Annotated in this window: 17 protein-coding genes and 1 other annotated feature (1 of these 18 cut by a window edge); of the genes, 14 read left to right on the top strand and 3 right to left on the bottom strand. The window is 35.0% G+C overall.

The features are described 5' to 3' along the window. The first annotated feature begins 9 nt into the window (after positions 1 to 9). From ACQKMD_RS10800 to ACQKMD_RS10790, 3 genes are all read left to right on the top strand, one after another. Positions 10 to 2,688 carry an amino acid adenylation domain-containing protein gene (locus ACQKMD_RS10800; RefSeq protein ID WP_427751911.1) on the top strand — a complete coding sequence of 893 codons (2,679 nt, stop codon included), beginning with the start codon at positions 10 to 12 and terminating at the stop codon, positions 2,686 to 2,688. A 61-nt stretch (positions 2,689 to 2,749) separates the two neighbouring features. Continuing rightward, the gene (gene gntC, locus ACQKMD_RS10795; protein ID WP_427751909.1) at positions 2,750 to 3,871 is read left to right on the top strand and encodes a guanitoxin biosynthesis PLP-dependent (S)-gamma-hydroxy-L-arginine cyclodehydratase GntC; all 1,122 of its coding nucleotides are present in this window, start codon (positions 2,750 to 2,752) and stop codon (positions 3,869 to 3,871) included. 70 nt (positions 3,872 to 3,941) lie between these two features. Further along, entirely contained in the window at positions 3,942 to 4,787 is an 846-nt protein-coding gene (locus ACQKMD_RS10790) for a DUF2785 domain-containing protein (RefSeq protein ID WP_427751908.1), read from the top strand. A 250-nt stretch (positions 4,788 to 5,037) separates the two neighbouring features. On the opposite strand, the gene ACQKMD_RS10785 is transcribed toward ACQKMD_RS10790, so the two are convergent. Together ACQKMD_RS10785 and ACQKMD_RS10780 are read right to left on the bottom strand one after the other, a co-directional pair. After that, complete coding sequence (locus ACQKMD_RS10785; RefSeq protein WP_427751906.1) at positions 5,038 to 5,163, bottom strand: hypothetical protein; 126 nt, start codon at positions 5,161 to 5,163, stop codon at positions 5,038 to 5,040. A 587-nt stretch (positions 5,164 to 5,750) separates the two neighbouring features. Then, on the bottom strand, positions 5,751 to 6,491 hold the full coding sequence (locus ACQKMD_RS10780) for a GTP pyrophosphokinase (RefSeq protein WP_427751905.1): 741 nt from the start codon (positions 6,489 to 6,491) through the stop codon (positions 5,751 to 5,753). A gap of 180 nt (positions 6,492 to 6,671) precedes the next feature. Here ACQKMD_RS10780 and ACQKMD_RS10775 point away from each other — a divergent pair, with 180 nt between their 5' ends. The 6 genes from ACQKMD_RS10775 to ACQKMD_RS10750 all read left to right on the top strand — a co-directional run bounded on the left by ACQKMD_RS10775 (position 6,672) and on the right by ACQKMD_RS10750 (position 12,775). After that, on the top strand, positions 6,672 to 8,612 hold the full coding sequence (locus tag ACQKMD_RS10775; protein WP_427751902.1) for a GTP-binding protein: 1,941 nt from the start codon (positions 6,672 to 6,674) through the stop codon (positions 8,610 to 8,612). Between the two features lie 156 nt (positions 8,613 to 8,768). Then, positions 8,769 to 9,371 (top strand): class I SAM-dependent methyltransferase, encoded by a 603-nt coding sequence (locus ACQKMD_RS10770; protein ID WP_427751901.1) that lies wholly within the window; start codon positions 8,769 to 8,771, stop codon positions 9,369 to 9,371. Between the two features lie 756 nt (positions 9,372 to 10,127). Further along, a complete protein-coding gene (locus ACQKMD_RS10765) occupies positions 10,128 to 10,442 on the top strand; it encodes an RNA polymerase sigma factor (RefSeq protein WP_427751899.1) in 315 nt (104 codons plus the stop codon). Then, positions 10,439 to 10,663: an RNA polymerase sigma factor gene (locus tag ACQKMD_RS10760; protein ID WP_427751954.1), complete on the top strand. Its 225-nt coding sequence runs from the start codon at positions 10,439 to 10,441 to the stop codon at positions 10,661 to 10,663. The genes ACQKMD_RS10765 and ACQKMD_RS10760 overlap by 4 nt, the downstream gene beginning before the upstream one ends. Beyond that, complete coding sequence (locus tag ACQKMD_RS10755; RefSeq protein ID WP_427751897.1) at positions 10,632 to 11,624, top strand: hypothetical protein; 993 nt, start codon at positions 10,632 to 10,634, stop codon at positions 11,622 to 11,624. The genes ACQKMD_RS10760 and ACQKMD_RS10755 overlap by 32 nt, the downstream gene beginning before the upstream one ends. Positions 11,625 to 12,586: 962 nt before the next feature. After that, the gene (locus ACQKMD_RS10750) at positions 12,587 to 12,775 is read left to right on the top strand and encodes a hypothetical protein (protein WP_427751895.1); all 189 of its coding nucleotides are present in this window, start codon (positions 12,587 to 12,589) and stop codon (positions 12,773 to 12,775) included. Between the two features lie 155 nt (positions 12,776 to 12,930). On the opposite strand, the gene ACQKMD_RS10745 is transcribed toward ACQKMD_RS10750, so the two are convergent. Continuing rightward, positions 12,931 to 13,182 carry a hypothetical protein gene (locus ACQKMD_RS10745; RefSeq protein WP_427751893.1) on the bottom strand — a complete coding sequence of 84 codons (252 nt, stop codon included), beginning with the start codon at positions 13,180 to 13,182 and terminating at the stop codon, positions 12,931 to 12,933. Between the two features lie 348 nt (positions 13,183 to 13,530). On the opposite strand from ACQKMD_RS10745, the gene ACQKMD_RS10740 reads away from it, so the two are divergent. From ACQKMD_RS10740 to ACQKMD_RS10720, 5 genes are all read left to right on the top strand, one after another. Beyond that, a complete protein-coding gene (locus ACQKMD_RS10740) occupies positions 13,531 to 14,124 on the top strand; it encodes a TetR/AcrR family transcriptional regulator (protein WP_427751891.1) in 594 nt (197 codons plus the stop codon). A 72-nt stretch (positions 14,125 to 14,196) separates the two neighbouring features. After that, positions 14,197 to 15,411: an MFS transporter gene (locus tag ACQKMD_RS10735; RefSeq protein WP_427751889.1), complete on the top strand. Its 1,215-nt coding sequence runs from the start codon at positions 14,197 to 14,199 to the stop codon at positions 15,409 to 15,411. A gap of 67 nt (positions 15,412 to 15,478) precedes the next feature. Then, positions 15,479 to 15,655: a GrpB family protein gene (locus tag ACQKMD_RS10730; protein ID WP_427751887.1), complete on the top strand. Its 177-nt coding sequence runs from the start codon at positions 15,479 to 15,481 to the stop codon at positions 15,653 to 15,655. 112 nt (positions 15,656 to 15,767) lie between these two features. Then, positions 15,768 to 15,983: a GrpB family protein gene (locus ACQKMD_RS10725; protein ID WP_427751952.1), complete on the top strand. Its 216-nt coding sequence runs from the start codon at positions 15,768 to 15,770 to the stop codon at positions 15,981 to 15,983. Between the two features lie 69 nt (positions 15,984 to 16,052). Then, complete coding sequence (locus ACQKMD_RS10720) at positions 16,053 to 16,280, top strand: GNAT family N-acetyltransferase (RefSeq protein WP_427751950.1); 228 nt, start codon at positions 16,053 to 16,055, stop codon at positions 16,278 to 16,280. A 145-nt stretch (positions 16,281 to 16,425) separates the two neighbouring features. Further along, positions 16,426 to 16,480 (top strand) — a binding site (T-box leader) (it continues 162 nt past the right edge of the window).

The raw sequence follows: 16,480 nt of genomic DNA, 5'->3' as shown, positions 1-16,480 counted from the left end.
TTATTGTATATGGCATTAACAACCGTGAAATCAAAAACCGTTTATGAAGCAGTAAGTTCGATCGCGATTCATCAGCCTGATAAAATCGCGATTGATTGGGGAAACAAAACGATTACTTATGCGGGACTGGAGCAACAGTCAAATCGGATTGCTAATTTTTTAGTCGAAAAGACAGGGGACCAAAAAAACATCGGGGTTATGCTGGAAAGCAGCATAACCCTGGTGACAGCAATCTTGGGAATATTCAAGTCTGGTACGGTGTACGCGCCGATTGATCCCCAATTCCCTGATACACGAATCAAATATATGCTCAGTAAGATTGATTGTGAATGGCTAATAACAAGTTCTGCTTGGTTGGATAAAGTGGAACAAATGATGGAAGGGGAGAATAAGAAAATCAATGTGCTGCTAACAGATGATGAAGTAGTTAGTGGAAAACAATATAAAAATATAAATCTATTTACACTTGATAAAGATAAAAAAACAGCTCTACAGTTTGCTCCCATTGAGGGAAACAAGAATAGCTATCTTATTTTCACTTCTGGTTCTACGGGTAATCCAAAGGCTATTCTGGGAAGGCATAGAAGCTTAAAGCATTTCATTGATTGGGAAATAAAAGAATTCGGAGTAGATGGTTCCTTCAGAATTAGCTTGTTGACCTCTCCGTCATTCGATCCGTTTTTCCGGGATGTTTTTGTTCCTTTGTGTGCAGGTGCAACTCTTTGCATTCCAGAAAACAGGGATGTGGTTATGAATCCTCCAAAACTTAAAGAATGGCTGGAGCAAAAACAAATCTATTTGATGCATATTGTTCCGACGTTGTTCAAAGCGTTGGTTTCGGAAATAGAAGACGCTAGCAACTTAAAGGATTTGCGCTATGTCATGATCGCTGGCGAGATGCTCAGAGGTAGTGATATAAAGAGATTTATTGAACTACTTGGGAGCCGTATTCAATTGGTCAATATGTATGGTCCAACTGAGACGACTCTAGCAAAATTTTATTACCGGGTAAAGGAAGAAGATGCAAGTCGTATCACTATTCCAGTAGGCCAGCCGATAGCTGATACCCAGGTTATGATATTGAATAGTGAAATGCAGGTGTGTCCGGATGGGAATGTTGGTGATATTTATATTCGGACACCGTATATTTCATCTGGTTATTACAATGATCGTGAGTTGACTTCCACCGTCTTTATTAGGAATCCATTCACTAATAATCTGCAAGATATTATTTATAAAACTGGAGATATCGGCAAAATGATGCCAGGTGGCTTCCTGGATCTAGTGGGAAGAGCCGATCATCAAGTTAAGATCCGAGGATTTCGGATTGAGTCGGAAGAAATTGAGAGTGTTCTATTAGAATTGGATGAGATTAAGGAAGCAATCGTCGCTGTCAAGGAAGATTCAAACGGAGATAAAATCTTATGCGCATATATCATAGCTAGTAAAGAACTTATCGTACCTGAATTACGGGAGTATTTGTCTGGGAAATTGCCAGATTATATGATTCCTGCACATTTTGTTCAACTGGAGAAATATCCGTTAACGCCTACTGGGAAAATTGATAGAAAATCACTTCCAATCCCACAGGCAGTTATGAACATTGGTGTGGAATATAAAGCGCCGGAGAACGAAGTCGAGCAGAAGCTGGTGCGTATATGGGAACAGGTGCTAAGTCTTCAGGATATCGGTACCAACTATAACTTTTTCGAAATTGGCGGGAATTCCATCAATTCTTTAAAGGTCATTAGTGAAATCCAGAAAGAATTCGATGTGAATATTTCCCTTGGAGAATTATTTGCCAACCCCACAATAGCAGCTTTGGCAAATAGTGTTCAGACCGAGAGTCTCTTTTCAAAGATGGAATGCGTAGTAAGGATGAACAATATATCGAGTGAAAAAAGAAATGTGTTCATTCTTCACAGCCGTGATGGCACAATATTTGGTTACAAAGAATTGGCTCAACGTCTCGATAAAGATTGTAATTTTTATGCAATCCAAGCGAAGGGCTTAATAGGAGAATCCCCGTTACCGCAGAGTCTTGAGGAACTAGTATCTTTCTATATGCACGAAATTAAGCAGGTTCAGCCAGAAGGGCCATATATCATTGGGGGACATTGCTTCGGTATTTTCTTTGGCTACGATTTGGTACGAATGCTTGAAGATCAAGGAGAGACAGTCGAAAAGTTGATCGTTATTGACGAGCAGCCATGGTTAAATGATAAACAGCTGACATATGTGTGGGCAAGATCCTTATTATCAAGACCGTATAAAGCTGTGAAAAGATCAATGATCAAAGCATCAAGGAAGTCACCAAATGATTGGACTTATGATTTTTATCTAATGCAAACCAAAAATAATTCGAGCACATATCCGAAGATGGAAGTCCAAGAAAATTTTAAATACCTAGAAAAAAATAAGTATAGAATCAGATCTAAAATTAATTGTGATATTTACGCTATTAGAGCAAGTGATTCCGTATGGGTAAGATTTACCGAGGCATATTGGGGAAGGATGACCCGAGGAAATGTAAAGAGCATAGTGGATATCCAAGGCGATCATTGGAATTTGTTTGGGGACCCTTATCTGCAAGGATTGGTTGAAGCCTTCCAAAAAACACTGCGGGGGCACGATGGAGGATCTTCATTTAAGTCTAATACGAACAAGAATATATCCCCAAGCGTATAAGCGCAGGTTACGCAATGTATAGGGATAATAAAAAAGCGAATTGAGGAAGGGGGGTTCTGCTATGCAAATGGCATTACACTTAATGGAACCGTGGTTAATTGAAAATCAATATACGAAATATAATCTAGGTGAGAGCGGCATTGAAGACATGACATTAGGAGAAGTTCTAGAGGTAACGAATACTTCAATGGATGAACTTCTGCAATGTAGCTTTAAGAATAACGATACTTACGGTTCTCCGGAATTGAGAAAAATCATTGCGTCTTTTTATGACAATGTGAATCCTGATCAAGTCATTGTGACTACAGGTGTGAGTGAAGCGGTATTTATTTACTACCACCTTCGCTTTGAACCGGGTGCAAATGTCGTTATTCCCTTCCCAGCATTCCAGACTTTATATGAGGTTCCTAAATACTTGGGTTATGAAGTCAGATTATTGGAATTGGAAGCTGAAGAAGGTTTTAAAATAAATATAGAGCGTCTGAAGTCATTGATAGATAGTAATACAAAAGTACTTGTGCTCAATAACCCGCATAACCCTACAGGCCAAACGCTGACAGATTCTGAAATGGAAGAGATTATAGAGTTGGCGGATCAGTACGGTTTTGAAATATTGGCAGATGAACACTATCGGTTTATCCCATATGGGGATGAGGAATTAATCCCGTCCCTATATGGGAAATCCAAGCACGTTGTAGCTATGGGATCCATGATCAAATGTCTCGCATGTGTTGGACTGAGAGTAGGGTGGGTGGTCGCTGACAAGGAGTTGATCGACCAAATTCGCGATTTTAAAGATTATACTACTCATACAATTTGTTCGATTAATGATTTTATTGCGGTTAGGCTTCTGCTTCATTGGAAGAAGATCGGACTCGAGCACAAGTCATGGGTGCTAGGAAATGTATCAGAATTCCGAAAGCTAGTCAACGAGCATAATACGGTACTCGACTGGGTTGAACCAGAAGGCGGAATCGTTGCTTTTCCGTTTTTGAAAGATAAAACACTTAGTAGCCAACATTTTGCAGAGAAATTGATTGCGAGTACGGAAGTATCTGTTCTTCCTGGTGAAGTGTTTGAGCGTCCTGGACATTTCAGGGTTGGATTTGGGCTTCACCCTGACAAATTCCGCGGTGCAATGAAATTGATGTCTGAATTTATTGCATCCAAGGGATGGGAATAGGAATAAGCAGAATTTCCACGACTCATGATCTCGGCGAAGCGAGTGAACGAATGGATGAGAGGGATGAGAAATGAGCGATACAAGGACCAAATTAATGCTGGATTTACAAAGAATTGAGAAGGATGAGTATCAGTTACGCGAAGGTGAGCAGCATCAAGATTTCTTACCTTTGTTACTTCAATATATTGGAGATCCTCAGCCGGAATTACGGGATAACCTGATTTATCCGATGTTTTATATGTGGATTAAGGAAGAGAATAGGTTCAGTGGAGAGGAGTTGCGTAGCCTCTTAACTGTTCTGACTGATGAGAACCATTTGTTCTATAATATTGGCAGCGAGGATGATCAGTCAGTTTTTACAAGGACGTTCTCTGCCTTGCCTATCGCTTTGATTGTGCAACGCCACAAACAGAATCCATTTTTCAATCAAGCGGAAATTGAGCAATTAATGCATGCAATGCTCCGTTATTATAAAGAGGAGAAGGATCTACGAGGTTACCTTTCAGTAGGAGGCTGGGCTCACAGCGCGTCTCACGGTGCGGATGTTTTTGTCGAGCTGGTACAGTGCGAGGAGAGCAGCGTCGCTATGCTGCGTGAGGTTCTTGTCGCTATTTCTGGCATGCTTCATAATGATAGACACATTTTTAGCGATGAGGATGATGAGCGGTTGGTCAACATCGTTGATACGATGATTGACAAAGAGTTACTTCCACATCAAGAAATCGCTGATTGGATTAGAGGCTTAGCGCAATGCTGTAATTTACCGAGAAGTCGCAGTCAGGTGATTGCTCGCGTGAACAGCAAGAATTTTTTACGCAGTCTCTATTTCAGAAGGGGACAAGAAAGCCGAGGGAATGAGCTTAACACTGTAATGCTTGGTACTGAGGCAAAATTGAACAGGTTTTCTATCAGTTAAAGGATTAGAGGGCTGTCCCAATAGCCATGGAAAATTGGCTGAGGGATTGCCCCTTTTTATGTCAAGAAAAACAAAAAGAAACCATCCTTTGGTAAAATGGAAGTACCTTCCACCACCGCAAAAGGAGAGGCAAGTCAATTCTTCTTGAAGTTTTTGTTGATTAAGTGATACACCGTTTTGTGATATTAAACGTACAAACTCGATTTTACTTTTGACAAATTCATTTTCAATTAATAACGGAATCACTTGTTCAAGGGGCTTGTACTGACAATATTTCATAGCAATGAATTGCTGTGAATTTCCCATCAATTGCTTTAGCAAGATCAGATATTAACTTGTTAGGTATTTGTTGTTGTTGAAACGAATTATAATTCAATATCCATTCACCTTATTGGATATTTTAGGTTTTGTAACAAGGATATGTAACTTGTCCTAGAATGTATGTGTACAGTTTGTGTAAAATATAGGTTTAATAAATACTTCTTACGGACTGTTCATACAGATGTGATATTTCACAAATAAGAGTTACAGAACATGGAAGTATTAATTTGCGATATTCGTTTATATCCTCTAGAGGATATAAAGAATTTTGAAGTATCTGAAGCGTATTTTGAGGGTGAAGTGGGTTAGTATTTTCAATGATCTAAATGAACAACACGATAAAAGAGAATTGACATATTTGTCAATTCTCTTTTTTTATTCTACAGAACATATAACTATAATCGTTGAAACTATTATGAGTGAGATTTATTTTTGTTATGTCATATTCACAACATTTAAAGCAACTAAAGAAAGCAAAAAGAGTATTAAAATAAATTAATTTATCGATTTATATTTTCGATTGCTCTAGCAAAATCATAAAGATATAGAAGTAAACAATCTCCCTAGATAACTACCTTGCTTAAAAAACCAACTTCACTGTTTGAGCCCTTCTTGAAATCCTATAATATCAATCATCTTCTATTATTTCAGTTTATCTATAGCTATCTTTTTCATAATCTGAAACACCTTTTGTGATGAGGCTGTATCAATTATAGGTAAATCTTCTTGTTCTTCATGAGCGATTTCTTTTAAGATGTTGATTTCTTTGTTGAGTCGTTCCATTTTGCGATCTAGTTCCGCAGCTGTAAAAGCGGCTTCTCTTAGTTCATTCGTCAGTTGTTCTGGAACTTGTTTGTTGTATTTATAATAGATTTTATGCTCCAAACTTGCCCAGAAGTCCATAGCGATTGTACGGATTTGCATCTCGACATATACATGTTCTTCTCGGTCTGACATATAAACAGGGATTTTCAAAATTACATGAAGACTTTGATATCCGTTTGGCTTTGGATGTTGAATATAATCCTTTACTTCAATCACTTCAATGTCTGATTGAGCCTGAATCATTTCACTAATAATATAAATATCAGAAACAAAAGAGCATGTAATTCGAATACCAGCGATATCCCTCATGTTTTCTCGTATCCCTTCCAAAGTTAAGGGAATATCTTTTTTACGCATTTTTTTCAAAATACTTTCGGGTGATTTTATGCGTGTTGTGACATGTTCGATTGGATTATATTCATGAATTAACCTAAATTCTTCTCTTAAAATGCTAACTTTAGTCCCGATCTCATCTAACGCAAATTTATAAGCCATCATAAAACGGGTTAACTCTACTCGAAGTTCTTTCATATTTTGCTGTTCTAAAGAAAATGTCATAAAAACATCTACACCTTTCAAGATTCATATAATCCATTTTCTCAAATTTCTCAAATTATTTCACGTGAGGACTGTGGTTTTAAATAAATTGTATATAATCGACATTATCTTGACTAGCCGAAAGTACCCAATCAAATGATATAATATAGTCAACTGTACGATACGAAATGAGGAACATATATGTATAAGACAATCGGGATTCTAGCCCATGTGGATGCTGGTAAGACAACATTTTCAGAGCAGCTGCTTTATCATACGAATAGTATTCGCCAGAGAGGACGCGTTGATCATAAGGATGCCTTTTTAGACAATCATGCAATTGAACGAGAACGCGGAATTACGGTTTTTGCTGAGCAAGGCATTATTACATACAACGATCATACTTATACCATTATAGATACACCAGGGCATGTCGATTTTTCACCTGAAATGGAGCGCGCTATTCAAGTGATGGATTATGCCATTTTAATCATTAGCGCAGTTGACGGGGTAGAAGGGCATACAGAAACAGTGTGGCAATTATTACGTAAGCATAATATCCCGACCTTTTTCTTTCTAAATAAAACAGATAGAGAAGGTGTTAACGCCGAAGTATCTCTAGACGAAATTCGGTCGAATTTAACAGAAAATGTTTGTGACATAACAACCGCCTTTCATGATGGGGTAATGCAAGAAGAGCTCATTGAATTCATAGCTGAGCGTGATGAGGAGCTTCTTGAACAGTATATAGAGTCTGGTTATGCTTGGGAAATTTGGCTAGAGGCATTCAAGAAATTGATTTCAAGGGGAGAAATCTTCCCATGTGGAAGAGGCTCAGCATTGAAAGATATAGGTGTACTGGATTTCTTCTTAAAATTGGATCAATTAACTGAGGCTTTTGATGATAAAGACAGTGATTTTGCTGCACGAGTTTATAAAATACGCCATGATGAAAATGATCAACGTGTGACGTTCATGAAATGCTTAAGTGGTTCCTTACAAGTAAGGAATGAAGTACAATACGGTGAAACTTCTGAAAAGATCACACAAATACGCTTGTACAATGGCAATAAATTTTCAACAGTAAATGAGGTTCAAGCAGGTGAACTTTTCGCGGTCACAGGTTTAAGTAGTGTAGATATAGGAGAAGGCCTTGGCCAGCTCCGTAATAAAGCAATTTTCGAACTCATACCCACATTAAAATCTAAAGTCATTTTCGATACTAGTATTCATGTAAAAGAAATGCTCCGTTGCTTTAAAATTTTAGATGCAGAAGATCCTTCTCTCCATGTTTTTTGGGATGAGCATTTTCAAGAAATCCATGTTCATGTAATGGGTGTCATTCAGCTTGAAGTGCTAGAGCAGATTGTAAAAGAGCGTTTTTCATATAATGTTTCATTTGGTGAACCGAAGATATTGTATAAAGAAACGATTGGATCAACAGTAACAGGGTATGGCCATTTTGAACCGCTGAAGCATTATGCAGAAGTGCATCTACAAATAGCACCAGAAGATAGGGGTTCAGGTGTTACGTTTGAAAATAAATGTCATGCTGATCATTTATCAGTAGGCAATCAAAATTTAATTCACCAACATGTCCTTGAAAAAAATCATCACGGTTTACTTACTGGTTCTGCAGTTACTGATGTGAAAATAACGCTACTAACAGGACGTGGAAGTAACGAGCATACATCAGGTGGAGATTTCAGAGAAGCAACGTATAGAGCACTACGACAAGGTTTGGAGCAGGCGGATAATATTTTACTTGAACCTTATTATGATTTTAAAATTAAAGTACACATGGATCATATTGGACGCGTAATGTCGGATGTTCAGCAGGCACATGGCCGGTTTAATCCACCAGAAAACATAGGCGATAAGGTAATCATAAAAGGACGTGTCCCTGTAGCCACTTTTATGAACTATAGTACTAGCTTTGCTGCTTTCACAAACGGTAAAGGTGCACTCACACTTACCTTTGCCGGCTATGATCAATGTCATAATACTGAACAAGTCATTGAAGAAATTGGTTATGACAAGAATGCCGATCCACAATATACGTCTACCTCAATTTTCTGTGCAAAGGGGAAAGGGTATTCTGTCCCTTGGGATGAAGCGAAGGCTGCTATGCATTGTTTGTAAAGAGATAATGCTGTTCTCTTGTGGTTTCACGCATACGAAGAAACATATATAGGCAGTGGATTTCAATAGAAATTCCACTGCTAGTTTTTTTTTTTTTTGAAGGTAAAATATGTTAATGTTATGGTACTATGGAATTTATAAAAATGGGGGATGGCGTTGAATTTACTAAATAGATTAATAGAACAAGCTAAAAATCCAAATGGAATCATAGGCTCAATAATGTTAAGAATTATGAATTCCGCACATACAAGTATGAACCGATGGGCCTTAGAGAAGATAAAGATAAGAGAATCAGCAGTAATGTTGGACGTTGGATGTGGCGGAGGTAAAACAATACAATTATTGTCTAAACGGAATACATCCGGAAAGATAAGCGGTATAGATTATTCAGAACAAGCAGTAAAAGATTCAATTAGAGCAAATAAACAAGATGTAGAAAAGGGTAAAGTAAACATCCTTCAAGCAAGTGTTACTGACATTCCCTTTCCAGATCATACATTTGATATAGTTACAGCTTTTCAAACACATTACTTTTGGATAGATTTAGAAAACGGGGTTAAAGAAATCTTTAGAGTGTTGAATCGAAATGGGCATTTCTTAATTATTGCAGAAACGTACAAAATTAACTATCATATGAAATCCTATAAAACTAAAGATGAATTGGAGCAATTATTTAAAAATGCGGGTTTTAATTCAGTAAAATTTTATGAGATTAATAACACTAAATGGCTTTGTGTTAAGGGGCATAAGGCTGCTTAAAATGGCTTTTCGTTTAAAAATTGAAGTGAATTTTTAATGGGGAAATAAGTATTAAATGACTAAGAGAATACTTCATACTCATGTAACAAAAAATTTAAAGGGGTGTAAAATATGGAGATTTTATCTTATTTAGAAAAGTACGAAGAGAGTTGGCTAAGATGTAGATTCCTTTCTTTATTACATTCTGCTATGTATGAAGATGTTGTCACTAAAAAACCGCGAAAGACAATAATGACTTGGTAGAGAACGTTTTACAAACAGTTATAACGTCTACTTGAAAGTGCAAGAGATGAACACTTAACATGTATTATAAAAGGCGATTTATGGAGAATAATAGGATCTATTTTGAACTATCAAATTCAAAATAGATCCTATTTTCAATTTATTTAAGTTTATTTTTAAGAGGCTTCAGTTGATATCGCATTTACGAATTTTCAACTAGCACATCTTTTATATACTCAAGAAATGAGGCACTCTAGAGCATATTGAGTGGATTGTTGCGCTAACTGCTCTGTTTGTTGCATTAAGTCGAAGGATTGTTGCACTAACTGAGGTGATTGTTGCGTTAAGTGCGACGATTGTTGCGCTAACTCGATTCCAGACTATATATTGATTTGTAAATTCAATCAATCATTGTAGTATTATGGCGCTGAAGTATTAAATCAAGAACCTAGGTGTTTCGTCCACTTATCATTTTAATAATGGGTGATTCATTTGAAGGATTCACTCGTCTATAGTTTAGGAAGGGGGTGCCAGATGAATCAGGAGAAATTTGGACTTTATTATGAACTACATAGTGATGCAATTTATAAATACTTATTTTTACTCGTTGGTCATAAGGAAACAGCGGAAGATTTGACGCAAGAAACATTTTTTCGTGGATTTAAACAGTATTCAAAATTTAGAGAACAGGCAGGCATTCAAACATGGTTAAGGAAAATCGCCAGAAATCTCGTTTATGATTACTACCGAAGGAAAAGGATTATCCGCTTTATTCCTTTTGTTGCGCAGCATGAGTTAATAGATATGTCATCCATTCCAAGTGAAATTAAAAAAAAGGTGAGGAAATAGCACTTCTTTACAAGTCTCTCATGATGTTGAAGTTGGAATATAGAGAAGCACTTATTTTACGTAAGATGGAGGGCTTGTCTATTAAGGAAAGTGCAAAAATACTAGGATGGACAGAGGCTAAGGTGAAAAACAACACAATAAGAGCAATGCAAGCATTGAAAAAAATCGTAGGAAAAGAGGTGATCTTAGATGACGAAGGATATAGAACGTTCACTAGATGAAGTCTATGATGTAAAGCGAGATCCGGTGCTGAAACAAACATCTAAGGAGCAACTGCTTAAAAGGATGTATCAAGAGCAGTCACAGTTTAAATGGCAACCACTTTTTGCAATTATAACTTTATGTGCAATTTTGTGCTTATTTATCGTAACATTGCCTTCTTTAAATATGGATAAAGGATCAATTCATACAGGTACGAAGCTTTCCGAACTGGTAGATGGTCAGTCAAGTATTGAAAAAATATATATAGCAGAAACGCATTCTGAGCACTTTTTTGCAGCTAATAATCCATGGTTTTATATTGGTGTTTTCGATCTTGATTGGAGATACACGGATAGTTGGGTAAAGAGTTTAGAAAATGCAATTCAAGAAGCAAAGCCTGTAAGCCAAGTAACCTGGAATAAGGAATCAATGGACATTCGCGATATTAGAATTAAATATAGTTTGAGAAACCTGAACGAAGAATTACGTCTGAAAGCATTTTTTATTAATGACAGCAATAGTAATTCAGTTTATATGAAAGATATGGATTCAGGGCAAATGTATGAAGTGCAAGGTAAGACGGCAGTAAATTTAAATATGTATCAGTTTGTTAAACCGTTGGAAGGTAACCTTCAAATGATCTTATATTTGGGGATGGCAAGTTATATGCTAACCTATTTTGTAGGTCTTATTATAAGGGATAAAAATCCAATTCTAAAAAGAACAAAGCGCTTCATCAATAATCGTCAAAAGATAATTACGATTACCGTTAGGCTTCTTGTTGTATTAATAGCACTTAGTAATCTTTATCTGTTAGGGGTTATGAATATTGTTGTCGCGTTCGTACTCGTTACAATGATGTTTGCTTACCCATTGTACACTGAGTTACGATATCGTAAAGAAGTGAAACGTCATTATCTTGTTATTTCTCAATATATCGTAGCATGTTTATTTGTTGGAGTAATCTTTTTGATTGCTTGATAAAAGGTGTGTTAATACTTTTTTTAAATTCTTTTTCTTTATTGTCGTTGTTCAGTATTTTCTCGAGATTTGTCTTACTAATAACTAAGCGAATATCTTTATTATTTTATTAAAGATTGATTCGTTAATTGTAAACAATTATATAAAGAGAAAATTTATATTGTATCGCACGATGAACAATTACTTCTTATCGCCAAATAATTTCTGGACATAACCTAACCAGAAAAGAATTTTCAAAAGAAACAGGATGGTTTTCGGTTAACTGTTGAATAACAAAGGTCGATAAAAGAAATAGAGGTATTATCTATAGAATTGTATTTATCTCAACATTGAATATTAGGACCTTTATGATTAACAAATATGTTTCATAGATAGAAATTGAAATTTATCTAAATTTATCTTATAAACAATATGGAGATATAAAATTAAAATACTACTTGCCCACTAATCAACAAACTAGCAAAATTTTAATTAAAGGTCGTGATCAGCTATGAGTATATACAGTAATGCGTATCGTGACTTTCTAAAGAAAGATTTTATGATACTGATTATTGCCATTGTTTTATTATTCTTTCCATTTGGATTTTGGATAGGTTTTCCGATATTTGTTGTGTCAGCTTTTCTTTGGGAATTAAATATACCACCCATTATTTCATTAATACTCGTCCTATTACTTATTAGTGTTCTATTCACAATATTCTTTATTCCAATGAATATAAAAGTTGCAAAGACAATTGGGGAAATTAAAAATCGAAGTACTTTAAGCGTATTTTCGAGATTACAATTGATATTTATCCTAACCAGTTCGGTTATTTTTTCTTTAATCTTTATTGTATTTACTTTGGTGTAATAACTAATTTATATAAAATTAGAAAAAATGTAGTGAAGACAAATGATATCGAAGTAAATGAGTGGTAAATTGTATTTTCTGCAACTCAAAATAAAGCGATAGGGGAATAGTTATGGAAAACTGGCCTAAAGGTATGTCTACACCAGCAATACGGGCACTTAATAGCGTAAGAATCACGACGATAGAGCAGCTATCAACAATTGATGAACAAACTCTAAATGCACTTCATAGTATGGGGCCTAAAGCTATAGAGGTATTAAAAGGAGCGCTCCATGAAAAGGGGCTGCAATTTAAAGAATAATGAATATGTAACACCGACATGGCGAAAGGATTGCTATGTCGGTGTTTTTATGACATGAAACAATATGTATGATAAACCATCAGGAACGATTTAAAATCGCACCTAGATGGTTACTGACTGTCACTTCATGAGGATATAATCAAAGAGGTATAGGTTTAGTCAATAATCTTAATATGATAATCGTAAAGCTCGGCAGGAAATTCAATGGATAAAAAAGATATTAATTTAGATTTTAAATCATGTGGAATGTTGAAATGGATGTTACTAATATGCATTTTACGACCTAAATGAAACAAACTTTCATAGAGCGATTCAGCGGTGTGCACAGAATATTGATCGGCATTTTGGTTGCTGACACGTTTCACCACATATTCAGAATTTTCCTTGTGAATGCGTAAAGTAATCATAAACCTTCACTTCCTTTATCATATTATTTACACCTAAAAGTGGGTGTCTCTCCATTATATACAAAAAAGTCTAAGATGGAATAGCAATATGCTTAAATGTCAGAATAGTATAATGATTCATATGGCTAATTTTTTCATAAAAAGCTGTTTAAATTAAGAATTTTCTGTTATTTAATGAGCCTAAAACCTCTATAATATCCATTATTATGAATTTAATTGATTCTTAATGATTTATTTTGATATTAATGATTTTTTCTATTGAAAATCAATAATGTATTTACATATTATTCTATTTTATATATGATTGATAAATCAATCAAATAATAAGTTAGGAGAATAATTATCATCATGACTTCTGATAAAAGAGTGAAAGCAATGGAAGAAAAGAAAAATCAGATATTACAAGCATCAATACAATTATTTGCAGAAAATAGCTATGAACAAACGACTGTAGCACAAGTTGCAAAGAGAGCAGGGGTTAGTTTCGGTACAGTCTTTACTTATTTTGAGAACAAAGAAGAGCTTTATTTTCAATCAGTAAAGGAGCCAATGGAGCAGCTAGTTGAGAAGTTTTTACAATTTGATACGAAGACAGACGACGTGTTAAATGAAATTTCTAGAATGGTTAAATCTCATTTAATACTTTTCTCGCAACAAAAAAAATACTTACAGCTGATTATTAAAGTGAATGGTACTCACGAACAATTCCCAGAAGTATTTCAGTTGGTCTATGAGCGAACGCAAGAATTGATTAGAAAAATTAGTCAATTGATTGAAAATGGTCAACAAAGAGGACAATTCGTTGAAGGGAATTCTGAATTTATTGCTACTGCTTATATTAGCCTGTTATTTGGATTGGAGTTGTCATATATAGATGAATTAGGAGAAGACTTAATAAATACATATACACAAATAGCAATACGTTTATTTGGACCGAAGTAGTTTTATTCGGTCTTTATTCTAAGATAATTAATGATTGATTAATCAATCATTAATGTAAAAAGGGGAGATAAAATGAATTTTTTGAAGTTCAATCAGACAATTAAAGTAAGAATGTTATTGAAGTTTTTATCAGTTTTCGCTCATACAATGGTGTTACCTTATACAGTTATTTATTTTTCAGGGAAAGTTGGTCTTTCATTAACAACCACGTTGATATTAATCATAGCGATTATTAGTATGCTAGGCTATGTGATTGGCGGCAGAGCAACAGATCGAATCGGTAGGAGAAAAGTAATAATAATTAGTGAAGTTACAACAGCTATTGGCTTTATGAACATTAGTTATTTTAATAGTTTGGATCAATTTCAAGTCGTACCTATTTTTATTACATTCGCTCTGATTTATTTTTGCGAAAGCGCAGTCAATCCCGCATATGGTGCTCTAATAATTGATGCTAGTACGGAGGATAATCGAAAATTGATTTATACATACTTCATGTGGATTTCATATGTCGCATTTGCAGTAGGAAGTCTTGTCGGTGCTTTTTACTTTGAACTACATGCTACTACTTTGTTTTTAGTAGTTGGTATTGCGGCGCTAATTTCAGCTAGTTGTACATATTTCTTTATAGTCGATACTTTCGTAACATCGATTATAGAGCAGCATAATAAAGTTGCGGATATTAAACCAATTAAATTTTCAAAATGGTTTTCTTCTCGTTTATTTTTCCTTTTGTGTTTTGGATCATTGGTAATAAGTACATTAGTAGAGCAATTCCCTAATTATTTGAGCATTCGTCTAGTTTCACGATATGAAAAAGGCGAGTTTAATGTCACAGGTTATGAAATGATAGGTTATTTAAATCTTGAAAATACAGTTATTGTTGCATGTGGCGTAGTTGTGATGATGAAGATAGTGCGTAGAGTTACCGAAAGATATTCATTATTAATGGGTCTATTCATGTCATGTATAGGTTATATCTATATGAGCTATGTAATTCATCCATTTTTGCTAATAATCGGTATGTTATTTGTCGCACTAGGAGAGTTATTGTATATGCCTACACTTCAATCCATAGTGGCTAAGTCAATTCCAAAGGAGACAAGGGGGACGCACTTATCTATTTTAGGTTTAATGAATGTAATTGGAGGAATGATTGCGAGTTTATTTATATGGGGAATGCAGTTTATTCCTGAGAATGGGATTACACTTTTTTTTATTGGGTTGGGTATTTTGATTTTAATCATTTATTCAAGTGTTTATAAGTTAACACAAATAAATAGTTAGTTATGCTACAATTAAAATAAACTGAATATATTGAAATTTAAAGGGTTGTTAAAGTAGAGGTGAAAAAATGAGAAAGGTAGAAGTAGTAAAATACCAGCAAGAATGGGTTGCTCTATTCGACAATGAGCAAAAGATAATAAGGGATATTTTCCGTGACAAGATTCATGATATCTTTCACATTGGTAGTACTTCAGTTGAAAACCTTCCAGCGAAGCCTGTCATCGATATAATGCCAGTCTCGTAATGTTCGCATTACCTATTTCATAAAAATGGACATGGTGTGTGTGTGATTGTAGCCACCTTTTTCAAAATACCGTCGTCCAGGTAGACCGTTCTCCCCTTTAGCTATATAGCCGATTTTCTCCAACTTACATCTTGCCTTCCGAGATTATTTAAGAAGTCATCCTGCTGAAGCTTCAAAATATGGACTGTTAAAGCAACAAAATGCATTGCTTCATCCATTTAATATAGATGCTTATATAAAAGAGAAATCGACTATTGCTAGTGAAATTTTCCCTAAAAGTAAACGGTCTGTTTCTAAAATAAGTAACTTTCCAAGGATGAAAGTGTAGTGGATACAGAACAATTTGTAAAATTTATTTTAAGTAAATACGAGTTTTAATCAGTATGCTCTTTGGGGTATTGAAAATAAAGAAACAGGTACATTAATTGGGACAATTGATTTTGTGTCATGGAAGCCAAAACAGCAAATAGCTTGGGGAAAAGGCATTGTTAATGAAGTAGCTAAAGAAGTCCTTACATACGGTTTTATGGAAATGAATTTAATAAGTATTCAAGCAAAATGTTTAGTAGAAAATATAGGGTCAGCTAGAGTAATGGAGAAGGTAGGCATGTTTTTGAAGGGCTAATACGATAAGGGATATTTGTACAAGGTTGAATTACTTAATAAAATTTGATATATAACAGGAATTGTCTTTAAATTAATGTAAAAAAATTTTTTCTCAAACATTGACTTATTTTCAAATTAAATATAACATGATTACAATTTAATAAAAGAATTCTATGAAAAAGAGAGTAGTTTATGGGGAAATGTCTAGCGAGTTAGGGA

Source organism: Viridibacillus sp. NPDC096237, assembly GCF_050278625.1.
Lineage (GTDB): Bacteria > Bacillota > Bacilli > Bacillales_A > Planococcaceae > Viridibacillus.
This window is presented reverse-complemented; position numbering and strand designations above follow the sequence as displayed.